9 protein-coding genes are annotated in these 7,803 nt (G+C 46.0%); 7 read left to right on the forward strand and 2 right to left on the reverse strand.

What is annotated here, in order from left to right:
- Nucleotides 1–38: 38 nt before the first annotated feature.
- Together OGH69_RS08195 and OGH69_RS08200 are read right to left on the reverse strand one after the other, a co-directional pair.
- Entirely contained in the window at nt 39–947 is a 909-nt protein-coding gene (locus tag OGH69_RS08195) for a bifunctional metallophosphatase/5'-nucleotidase (RefSeq protein ID WP_265173973.1), read from the reverse strand.
- On the reverse strand, nt 947–1,741 hold the full coding sequence (locus tag OGH69_RS08200) for a 5'-nucleotidase C-terminal domain-containing protein (RefSeq protein WP_265173974.1): 795 nt from the start codon (nt 1,739–1,741) through the stop codon (nt 947–949). The genes OGH69_RS08195 and OGH69_RS08200 overlap by 1 nt, the downstream gene beginning before the upstream one ends.
- Nucleotides 1,742–1,791: 50 nt before the next feature.
- On the opposite strand from OGH69_RS08200, the gene OGH69_RS08205 reads away from it, so the two are divergent.
- The 7 genes from OGH69_RS08205 (at nt 1,792) to OGH69_RS08235 (ending at nt 7,428) form a co-directional block, all read left to right on the forward strand.
- A complete protein-coding gene (locus OGH69_RS08205; protein ID WP_265173975.1) occupies nt 1,792–2,307 on the forward strand; it encodes a DUF6913 domain-containing protein in 516 nt (171 codons plus the stop codon).
- A 1-nt stretch (nt 2,308) separates the two neighbouring features.
- Nucleotides 2,309–3,187, forward strand: coding sequence for a 4-hydroxy-tetrahydrodipicolinate synthase (gene dapA / locus OGH69_RS08210; RefSeq protein ID WP_265173976.1), 879 nt, complete (start codon nt 2,309–2,311; stop codon nt 3,185–3,187).
- Between the two features lie 122 nt (nt 3,188–3,309).
- Nucleotides 3,310–3,822 (forward strand): ferritin, encoded by a 513-nt coding sequence (locus OGH69_RS08215; RefSeq protein ID WP_265173977.1) that lies wholly within the window; start codon nt 3,310–3,312, stop codon nt 3,820–3,822.
- 377 nt (nt 3,823–4,199) lie between these two features.
- Nucleotides 4,200–5,006 carry an outer membrane protein assembly factor BamD gene (locus OGH69_RS08220; protein WP_265173978.1) on the forward strand — a complete coding sequence of 269 codons (807 nt, stop codon included), beginning with the start codon at nt 4,200–4,202 and terminating at the stop codon, nt 5,004–5,006.
- Between the two features lie 10 nt (nt 5,007–5,016).
- Nucleotides 5,017–5,331, forward strand: a complete 315-nt coding sequence (locus tag OGH69_RS08225) for a DNA-directed RNA polymerase subunit omega (protein ID WP_265173979.1) — start codon at nt 5,017–5,019, stop codon at nt 5,329–5,331.
- Nucleotides 5,332–5,339: 8 nt separating this feature from the next.
- On the forward strand, nt 5,340–6,551 hold the full coding sequence (gene coaBC / locus OGH69_RS08230; protein WP_265173980.1) for a bifunctional phosphopantothenoylcysteine decarboxylase/phosphopantothenate--cysteine ligase CoaBC: 1,212 nt from the start codon (nt 5,340–5,342) through the stop codon (nt 6,549–6,551).
- Nucleotides 6,544–7,428 carry a type IX secretion system protein PorD gene (locus tag OGH69_RS08235; RefSeq protein WP_265173981.1) on the forward strand — a complete coding sequence of 295 codons (885 nt, stop codon included), beginning with the start codon at nt 6,544–6,546 and terminating at the stop codon, nt 7,426–7,428. Before coaBC ends, OGH69_RS08235 begins: the two co-directional genes overlap by 8 nt.
- Nucleotides 7,429–7,803 lie beyond the last annotated feature (375 nt).

Genomic DNA, 7,803 nt, shown 5'->3' on the forward strand with positions numbered 1-7,803 from the left:
GCCGAATCGAGTCTGCAAAACCCTGAACCCCGAACTTTTTAAACGATTATCGTCCTACCCTTTGCCGACTTTTTGCCCTTTTCAAAAGTGAAGTCAATACGCCCAAGGTTGATGCCGTAGCAGCCCACCTGATTGATCATTACGTCCTGCCCGTCGAGGTTTTTCTCAAGATGTGGCTTGGTCAGGAAGGTATGGGTATGGCCTCCTATGATCAGGTCGATATTCTTGGTTTTCCAGGCCAGTAACAGGTCGCTTGGTTTTTCTTTTTCATTGGCATAGGAGAAGCCCAGGTGCGACAGGCAGATAACAAGGTCGCACTTTTCGTTAACCTTCAGGATGCGGCTCATGTCCTGCGCGATCTCGATAGGGTTGAGGTACACGGTTTCCTTATAGAGTTTTTTGTCTACAAGCCCCTGCAATTCCACGCCAAGCCCGAAGATCCCTATCTTGATGCCGTCTTTGTGGAATATCTTGTACGGCTTCACGATGCCATTTAGTACTGTGTTCTTAAAGTCGTAGTTGGCTGATACAAAATCGAACTTCGCATGTGGCAGCATGGCGTTGAACCCGTCGATGCCGTTGTCGAAATCGTGGTTGCCCATTGTGGCGAGGTCATACTTCATCATGCTCATGAGCTTAAACTCCAGCTCGCCGCCATAATAGTTAAAATAGGGTGTACCCTGGAAAATGTCGCCCGCGTCGAGCAGCAGCACGTTGGCGTTCTCGCGGCGCAGTTGGTCAATAAGCGTAGCCCTGCGCGCTGCCCCACCCATATTGGGATACTTGGGGTCGTCTATGGCAAACGGGTCAATATGGCTGTGCACGTCGTTGGTATGCAGTATGACGAGCTTTTTGTTTTCCTCATCATTAAAGCTGCTCAGTGACAGTCCGCCCAGTACAAGCGCGCTTCCGGCAGCGGTTTTCTGTATAAAGTCCCTTCTTTTCATTATTGCTTTTCGGTTATAACGCGCAGTGATTTGGATGCATAAATGGTATCGGTTGACTTAAAATAATCGATGAATACGTTTCGGAGCTTATAATCAAGGTCATACGTTGCAATACCTCTTTTAAAGAATTCCATGTTGTCACCCCCGTTCGAAAGGTAATCAGATGTGGCAACGTTGTATATTTTACCAATTTCCAAAGGTTTACCTTCTACAGTGATATCTTTTACCATTGTAGCATCTTTATCCAGCAATATTTCCATTCCTGCAAGAGGGTGGGGTTTCTTCTCTTTAATCAGGTAATCGGCAATTTCGCGGATTTGCTCTCCCTTCAGAGCTATAACTACAAGGCTGTTCTCAAAAGGCATGATCTCGAATGCCGTGCGGGTCGTAATATCTCCTTTGGGCAGTATTGCCCTTATCCCGCCATGGTTGAGCAGGCAGATGTCAGCGTGCCTTTTTTCGCGGGTAAATAATACTTTATCTGCTGCTTCCAGCGTTACATCTGCCATCAGGTTACCTATGGCAGTTTGCCATTTATCTATAGGTTTCGATTTATCGAGGGTTTCCGGTGAGTAGGAAAGTACGCTGTCCAGGTCTTTATTGATGTGGTCACGGTAAGGCTTTATGAAAGTTTCGATTTCCGGTGTATCGGCATATTCACTGGTAATAGGAAGCTTTTTCCCTTCGATTTTTGAATTGCGGAGCTCCGATGTACCACAGGCTATAAGCCCGGACATAGTTAAAAATAGAACAAATCCTTTTATGGATGTGTCATACTTTTTGAAGATTATCATTGGGGAGATATTTATTTGAATTAATTTTGTATTCGACAAGTAAAATTACAATGTTTTTGAAGTTTATTAAAGATTTTGGGCTAAAAAAGATCATTAAGAAAAAGTTAGCCCATTATAAACCGGTACCGTCACACGATGTGGTGGATACCGTAGGTGTAATTATTGATGAAAGTTATTTTGTTGATAAAGAAGGTCTTATTAAGGGATTGATGGCTAACGGTATTGACCGTAACAACATAAAAACATTAAGTTTCAAAGAGCGCCTGAAGCCCAAAGAAATCGTGGACTGCTGCCATTTTACGCGCAAGGACATATCCGTGACGGGTTTTGAAAAACCGGATGTGGCTGAATTTATCGAAACACCATTTGATATGCTCATCAGTTTCTATGATGTGGAGAAAGCCCCGTTGGTGCTGGCAACGCTAAAATCTAAAGCAAAGTTCAAGGTGGGCTTTTCAAGTGTAGACAACCGTCTTAACCACTTTATGATCAGCAGCCAGGCTGAGAAATACACCGAATTTGTCTCGGAACTGTTCAAATACCTGAAAATACTAAACAAACTATAACATGCAACAACTTATTGGCACAGGGGTAGCCCTTATAACGCCTTTTAATACAGACTTTTCCGTTGATGCAGACGGGTTAAAGAATGTTGTAAATTACCAGATAGACGGCGGCATTGATTACCTTGTGGTGTTGGGCACCACAGCGGAAGCTGCCACCCTGAATAAAGAAGAGAAAGAGCTTGTAATACAAACGGTTATCGAAGCCAATGCCGGCCGTTTGCCGCTTGTACTGGGAGTAGGCGGCAATAATACCGCGGAAGTTGTTGAAGAGCTGAAAACCCGCGACCTGTCTGCGTTTGTGGCAGTGTTGTCGGTTTCGCCTTATTATAACAAGCCAACCCAGGAGGGTATTTACCAGCACTTTAAGGCGGTGGCCGAAGCCTCTCCGGTGCCGGTTATCCTTTATAATGTTCCGGGCAGGACGGCCAGCAACATGCTGCCTTCCACCGTGATACGCCTGGCGAAAGACTTCAAAAACATAGTAGCTATCAAGGAGGCGGCTGGTGATATAGTGCAGGCTATGAGGCTGATACAGTACGCTCCCGAAGGATTCCTTGTAATTTCGGGCGACGACATGATAACCCTCCCTATGGTGCTTGCCGGTGGGGCAGGGGTGATCTCGGTAATTGGTGAGGGCTTCCCCAAGGAGTTCTCCAGGATGGTGCGCTTAGGGCTTGAGCGTAAGGCAGATGAAGCATACAAACTCCACTATTTACTGGCCGATTCCATTGACATGATATTCGAACAGGGCAACCCGGCGGGCATCAAGCACGTGTTTAAGGAGCTTGGTGTTTGCGGTGACACCGTGAGGCTCCCGCTTGTAAACGTTGATGATGATTTAGGGGAGCGTTTGGGCGATTTTGTGGCAAAAATTAGGTAACTTTACGGTATGGCCGGGATGATTTTTGATGGCTTCCATGATGATTTTAGGGTCATTGCATGAAAGTTTCAGGATGTAGGCCATTTTTAAAGTCGTAACACAAATTCTAAAAAGCAAAAATTATGTTATCAGATACTATGCAGGCAGCGCTCAACGAGCAGATAAAAGCTGAGGCGGAATCATCGCAAATATATCTTGCCATGGCCTCATGGGCCGAGGTTAAGGGTTTTGACGGCATCGCATCGTTCATGTTCAGGCAGAGCGATGAGGAACGCATGCACATGCTCAAGCTGGTAAAGTATGTTAACCAGCGCGGAGGGCATGCCATCATTTCGTCGCTTGATGAGCCGAAGCTCGACTATAGCTCGTTCCAGGCGCTGTTCAGGCAGCTGTACCGCCATGAAGTAAAGGTATCCGAATCCATCAACAACCTTGTAGATATCGCGCTGTCGCAAAAGGACTATGCAACGAGCAACTTCCTGCAATGGTATGTGAGCGAGCAGATCGAGGAGGAGGCTACTGCCAAAGTGATCCTCGACAAGATTGACCTGATCGGCGACGACAAGGGCGGTTTGTACCTTTTTGACAACGATATGAAAAACTTTACCGCAGCCGGGCATAACATTGTGCAATAAATCTGCCAAAATACAGTTTAAAGAAGGTGCTTTCAGGGCATCTTTTTTATTTTCAGGGTTGAATACTTAACCGTTAGTGGTTTTGATTTTTACCACAAGGCTCACAAAGGAATTTCACAAAGTTCACAATACTTTCTGCATAAGGCTCACAAAGCGAAGCGTAAACCTCTGTGTCCTTGTAAGTCAACATGATTTGTTAGTGTTCCTTGTGAAAAATCTTTGTGCACTTTGTGGTAAAAAATATTCAGCAGGCGAATTGTAAGCTAGAGGCAAAGCTCATCTGTAAGCATTGAAAAAAGATTTTTGTATTACCTAATTATTACCTAATTTTGCAGTTGCTTTAAAAATAGCGGCTGCCTGCAGCTTAACCAATATATATGGCAAGATTTTTTTACATCCTACTTATCGCAATAGTATTCACTTCGTGCAGCCCTTTCCAGAAAGCGCTTAAATCAGACGACATAAAGCTGAAATACGAGACAGCCGAAATGCTTTACGACAAAGGGAAATATTCCAAGGCAATCCGCCTTTTTGAACAGATAGCGCCGTCGTACAACGGCAAGGCGCAGGCAGAAAAGATGTTCTACATGTACTCACAGTCGCTGTACAAGACAAAGCAATATTATACCGCAGGGTACCAGTTTGAGAAATTTACCGCGGGCTACCCAAGGAGCGAAAAGCTGGAGGAAGCCTCGTTTTTAGGAGCCAAGAGCTATTACCACCTGTCGCCCCGCTATTCGCTGGACCAGACAGATACCTACAAGGCGCTGGACAAGCTGCAGGCGTTCATCAACAATTTCCCGAACTCCCAGCTGATGCCCGAAGCCAACCAACTGGTTAAGGAGCTTAGGGAGAAACTGGAGAAAAAAGCGTATGAGATTGCCAAGCAGTACCACCTTACAGGTGCTTATTTTGGCGACTACAATGCCGCCATCAAAGCGTTTGATAACTTTATCATCGATTTTCCGGGTACCCCGCTGAAAGAGGATGCGCTGTACTACAAGTTCGATTCGTCGTACCAGCTCGCCATCAACAGTGTGCCTTCCAAGATGCAGCAGAGGCTTTTGGATGCAAAGTCAAATTATGCCGCGCTTGTAAAGTTCAGGCCGGAAACTAAATATAAGAAGGAGGCCGACGAAAGCCTTGCAAAAATTGAAGCTGAATTACAAAAATTTTCTAAATAAAGAAAGAGTCATGGATCTAAAGAAAACGACTGCCCCGGTAAACACCGTTACCTACAACAAGAGTAAGATTGAGGAGCCGACAGGTAACATCTACGAGGCAATTACCATTATGGCAAAAAGGGCCAACCAGATCAATACCGAAATAAAAAAGGAACTGATCGAGAAGCTTGAAGAATTTGCTACCTACAACGACAGCCTTGAGGAGATTTTTGAAAACAAGGAGCAGATTGAGGTTTCTAAATTTTACGAAAAGCTTCCTAAGCCCCACGCGCTTGCCGTGCAGGAGTGGATGGACAACAAGATTTCCTATAAGGACCCTAAATAATTACAGGCATGTCTGTTTTAAGCGGCAAAAAAATACTGCTCGGGATATCCGGTGGGATAGCCGCCTATAAAACAGCCTCGTTGGTAAGGCTATTTATAAAGGCAGGTGCGCATGTACAGGTAGTCATGACACCTGCCTCTAAAGATTTTATTACTCCCCTCACACTGTCCACACTGTCCAAAAACCCGGTGTATTCTTCTTTCTATAATGAAGAAGACGAGAATGCTGTTTGGAACAATCACGTGGACCTGGGCCTTTGGGCCGATTTCTTTATCATTGCGCCTGCCACCGCCAACACCATGGCGAAAATGGTTTCGGGCAATGCCGATAACCTTCTCATTGCAACCTATCTTTCTGCCAAGTGCCCGGTGTATTATGCCCCGGCAATGGATCTTGATATGTATAAGCATCCTTCGACGGTAGCAAGTTTTGAGGGGCTCGAAAGTTTTGGTAACATCATGATACCTGCCGAATCCGGCGAACTTGCCAGCGGCCTGCACGGCGAGGGCAGGATGGCCGAACCGGAGAATATTGTGGCTTTTATCGAAAAGGATATTGAAGGCAAACTGCCCCTTCGCGGAAAAAAAGTGCTGGTTACGGCGGGCCCCACATACGAACCGATAGACCCTGTGCGTTTTATAGGGAACCATTCTACCGGCAAGATGGGATTTGACATTGCAAAGGCTGCTGCCGATGAAGGCGCCGAAGTGATTTTGGTTACCGGCCCTACGCACCTCAGGCTGGAGCATTCATTGGTAAAGGTAGTGCGGGTCAACTCGTCTGAGGAAATGTACCATGCCTGCCATGAGTATTTTGACGGCGTGGATGCCGCGGTGGCCGCCGCCGCTGTTGCCGACTACAGGCCAAAGGACGTGGCGCCGCAAAAAATAAAGAAAAGCGAGGGTACGCTGGTGCTGGAACTGGAGAAGACAAAAGACATACTTTCATCGCTTGGCGCAAAGAAGAACGGGCAGTTTCTTATAGGGTTTGCCCTGGAGACCGAGAATGAAATTGAGAACGCCATAGCGAAGATTGCGAAAAAAAACTTAGATTTGATTGTTTTAAATTCCCTGAACGACGAAGGGGCGGGTTTTGGCAAGCCGACCAATAAGGTAACCTTTATTGACAGGGAAGGCCATCAGGAGCCAATGGAGCTGAAGTCGAAAGAGGATGTAGCCAAAGATATTATCACGAAAATAAAAAAGCATTACAATGTATAAATATATAGCGATGTTGCTGCTGGTTTTCTCCTTTGGGGCAAAGGGGCAGGAACTCAATTGCAGGGTGCAGGTAAACTACCAGATGATTACCGATGCCAACCCGCAGATATTTAAGACCCTTGAAAAGTCGCTGGGAGATTTTGTAAACAATACGCGCTGGACCAACCGTGACTTTGGGCGCAGCGAGCGCATTGACTGCACCATGATATTCACTATCACGGCCTATGAGTCCAATTCGTTCAGCTCGTCATTGCAGGTGCAGTCGTCCAGGCCGGTATACGGGTCAACCTATTCGTCGCCCATTCTCAACTTCAATGACAAGGATGTGAATTTCCGCTATACCGAAGGGGAGAACCTTATATACAACCCCAACAGCTTTGATTCCAACCTCGTGGCGGTAGTATCCTTCTATGCCAACGTGATTATTGGCCTTGATGCCGACAGCTTTGCAAAAAGCGGCGGCACCGACTATTACCAGGCAGCACAAAATATGGCGGTGCTGGCACAGGGAGGCGGCTACAAAGGATGGAACCAGCAGGACGGCAACCAAAGCAGGTATTTCCTGATTAACGATGTGCTTTCCAATACGTATACGCCATGGAGGGAAGCGCTCTACAACTACCACATCAACGGGCTCGACAGGATGTCTGACAACCAAAAGGAAGCCAAAGAGAAAACCATAGCGGCCATAAAGGGGCTGGGGCAGGTGCACAGCACAAGGCCAAACTCATTCCTGATGCGTATCTTTTTTGATGCCAAGGCCGATGAGGTAGTCAATATTTTTTCGGGCGGGCCCGCAATAACTGTGACGGAACTCGTTGACACGCTCAACAGGATATCGCCCCTGAACGGCTCGAAATGGAACAACATCCGGTAATTATTTTTTTGATATAACCTGAAACCTCAAAACAGTTTGTTTTGAGGTTTTTTTTTGACCTCACCCCCGGCCCCTCTCCAAAGGAGAGGGGAGGAAGCTTCACTCAGGCGCATAAGATTTATGCATACTTTGTTTAGGGAGAGAACTCCTTTGTTAGTATTTTACACATAACTGATATATCACAATGATCGAGTATGAGTGTAGCTGCCCCTCTCCTTTGGAGAGGGGGTTGGGGGTGAGGTCTAATGGTTATCCCGCTCCGCATTCTATGATATAAAACAATTAAAATCAGTAAAAAATTATCCTGCGAATTTATATGTATTTATAAAGGGTGACTGTCTATTGATTACAGAGAATACTCTGCTAACTATCTTA

The sequence above is a fragment of the Flavobacterium sp. MFBS3-15 genome, assembly GCF_026107645.2.
In the GTDB taxonomy this organism is placed as follows: Bacteria; Bacteroidota; Bacteroidia; order Flavobacteriales; family Flavobacteriaceae; genus Flavobacterium.

Excerpts from the sequence above, each read along its gene's own strand:
- OGH69_RS08195 (WP_265173973.1), bottom strand. The coding sequence starts at position 947 with ATGAAAAGAAGGGACTTTATACAGAAAACCGCTGCCGGAAGCGCGCTT.
- OGH69_RS08200 (WP_265173974.1), bottom strand. The coding sequence starts at position 1,741 with ATGATAATCTTCAAAAAGTATGACACATCCATAAAAGGATTTGTTCTA.
- OGH69_RS08205 (WP_265173975.1), top strand. The coding sequence starts at position 1,792 with ATGTTTTTGAAGTTTATTAAAGATTTTGGGCTAAAAAAGATCATTAAG.
- dapA (WP_265173976.1), top strand. The coding sequence starts at position 2,309 with ATGCAACAACTTATTGGCACAGGGGTAGCCCTTATAACGCCTTTTAAT.
- OGH69_RS08215 (WP_265173977.1), top strand. The coding sequence starts at position 3,310 with ATGTTATCAGATACTATGCAGGCAGCGCTCAACGAGCAGATAAAAGCT.
- OGH69_RS08220 (WP_265173978.1), top strand. The coding sequence starts at position 4,200 with ATGGCAAGATTTTTTTACATCCTACTTATCGCAATAGTATTCACTTCG.
- OGH69_RS08225 (WP_265173979.1), top strand. The coding sequence starts at position 5,017 with ATGGATCTAAAGAAAACGACTGCCCCGGTAAACACCGTTACCTACAAC.
- coaBC (WP_265173980.1), top strand. The coding sequence starts at position 5,340 with ATGTCTGTTTTAAGCGGCAAAAAAATACTGCTCGGGATATCCGGTGGG.
- OGH69_RS08235 (WP_265173981.1), top strand. The coding sequence starts at position 6,544 with ATGTATAAATATATAGCGATGTTGCTGCTGGTTTTCTCCTTTGGGGCA.